This is a genomic window from Polaromonas sp. P1_E1_2, assembly GCF_056406035.1.
Window position 1 is genome coordinate 1 of sequence record NZ_JBFUAZ010000700.1, and the last position, 2,051, is coordinate 2,051.

2 protein-coding genes are annotated in these 2,051 nt (G+C 63.7%); both read left to right on the forward strand.

The window, feature by feature from the left end:
- Positions 1-558 (forward strand): surface lipoprotein assembly modifier (locus AC1D1P_RS21885; protein ID WP_477674422.1); only part of this gene is annotated, 558 nt, incomplete at its 5' end.
- A 39-nt stretch (positions 559-597) separates the two neighbouring features.
- Positions 598-2,022: a FecR family protein gene (locus tag AC1D1P_RS21890; protein ID WP_477674423.1), complete on the forward strand. Its 1,425-nt coding sequence runs from the start codon at positions 598-600 to the stop codon at positions 2,020-2,022.
- The last annotated feature ends 29 nt before the right edge of the window (positions 2,023-2,051 follow it).

A 2,051-nucleotide genomic window follows, 5' to 3' on the forward strand; every position in this document is an offset into this window, starting at 1 on the left:
GTGCAGGCCGGCAGCTATACCGTCGCCGGATCCCGCGCGCGCGACCAGCAAGGCCTGGTCGGCGAATGGACCTACCGCATCGACGGCTTCCGCCAGTGGAGCACTTACCTGCAATGGGGCCAGTTGAGCTATCCGGGCCAATCGCTTCGTGATACGGACCGAACCGTGCTGGGTACGTCCTACGCCCATGCATTCCGCGACGGTTTGCTGGTCTTCGGGGGCATTTATGTGGGTGCCGAGAAGGAAAAAGCCAGCGGCGTTCCGCACATGGGCCACCACCTGTTCGGCATCCGGTTGGGTACACAGAAATCCATCAGGGACGACCTCGCCTTTTTTGGCAATATCAGTTATGAAGACCGCAAATACGGTGGCACCGAYCCGCTGTTCCTGGTCACCCGCACCGACAGGCAGCTCAATCTGAACCTTGGCCTCAACTGGGTCCCCGCCAAACTCTGGCGCGTGACGCCGCAGTTGTCGCTGACCTCCGTCAAGTCAAACATTGCCATTTCCGACTACAACCGCAGCCTTTTCTCCGTGACCGTGCGCCGCGACTTCTAAACCTGCCGTGCCGACTGAACACGCCCCGCCAGACACCCCATGAAAACCATCCGGGAAAGCTCTCTCAAACACGCCGCGCTGTCGGTCGTGATTGCGGCGGCCTTCCCCGCGCAATCATTCGCCGCCGAATCGGCCGGCGTGGCGCAGTTCATCGCCGGCGACGTCAACGTGCTGCGTGCGAACGGCAAAACCGAGGCGCTGACCAAGGGCAAACCGCTGGAAAGCGGCGAATCCATACTGACGAGCACCGCGGGTCGCGCCCAGGTCCGGTTTTCGGATGGCGGCCTGGTGTCACTGCAGCCCAATACCGAGTTCAAAATCGCCAATTATGTCAACGAGGCTGACCCCAAGCAGGACCGTTTCCTGGTCGACCTGTTGCGCGGCAGCATGCGGGCCATCACCGGCCTGATCGGCAAGCGCAACCGCGAGAACTACAAGGTCACTACCACCACGGCCACCATAGGTATACGCGGTTCCGGCTTCAGCGTGGGCTACAACCCGGACGGATCACTGGGCATCACGACGGAACTGGACGCCATTGAGGTCTGCAACGCCGGTGGCTGCGTCGGCCTGACGGCCGGCGAGTCGGTGCGAGTCATTAACAGCTCCGAGGCGCCAGTTCGCACCAATACACGGGCCAACGTGCCGACGCCGCCGCCCGTCCAGGAGGTGGTCGTTGCGGGGAACCAGACCACGTCCGATGGCAAGCCCGCCATTGTCCCCACCACACCCGTCAAACAGGTGTTCACCGACCTGGCCGCCGCGATTGCGTTCACCGACAGCGCGGCCAACCCGGTGGTCGAAAGCTACTACCCCGAGGCCGGCACCGCTGTGCTGACCAGCTTCCTCAGCGGCAAACCCATCGATGTCGACAGCCTCGACAGCCGCAACGTCCTGACCCAGTTCCGCAGCACGCCCGGCCTCACCACGATGGAAAAGGGCGCGCTGGGTGCGCCGTCCGATCCCGACTTCGTCGGTTGGGGCAGCTGGGTGACGGGACAAAAGTTCGTGGGAGGCTCGCCCAGCGCGATTGAATCCGTTCACTTTGTGATGGGCCGGCCGACGCCGACGGCTCAGATGCCGGCCGACAACATGCAGGGCACCTACCAGTTCGCCGGCGGCACCGCCTTCTCCAGCCTGCTGGGTGCGGGTCAGCTTGTAAGCGGTTCGCTGGTCGCCAATTTCGGCGCCTACAGCCCAGGCCAGGGCTATGGCAACCTGGACCTCACCACGCGCTTCGGCGGCAATGACTATGGCGCCAGCAGCAGCATCGACATCAACAACGCCAAAATCACTAACTCCTCGGGCGCGAATGTCACCGGCTTCTTCACCGGCAACAATGCCAGCCGTGCCGCACTGGTCTACAGCGCCTCATCGGTTACCGGCGCGGGCCCCAGCGCGGGCCAGGTTTCCGGTGCGGCCGTTTTCCAGCAGACCAGCCTGGTCGTAAGACCCCCCCTTTAAACGGGCCGTCCCCAGCCCCACAGCAGCCC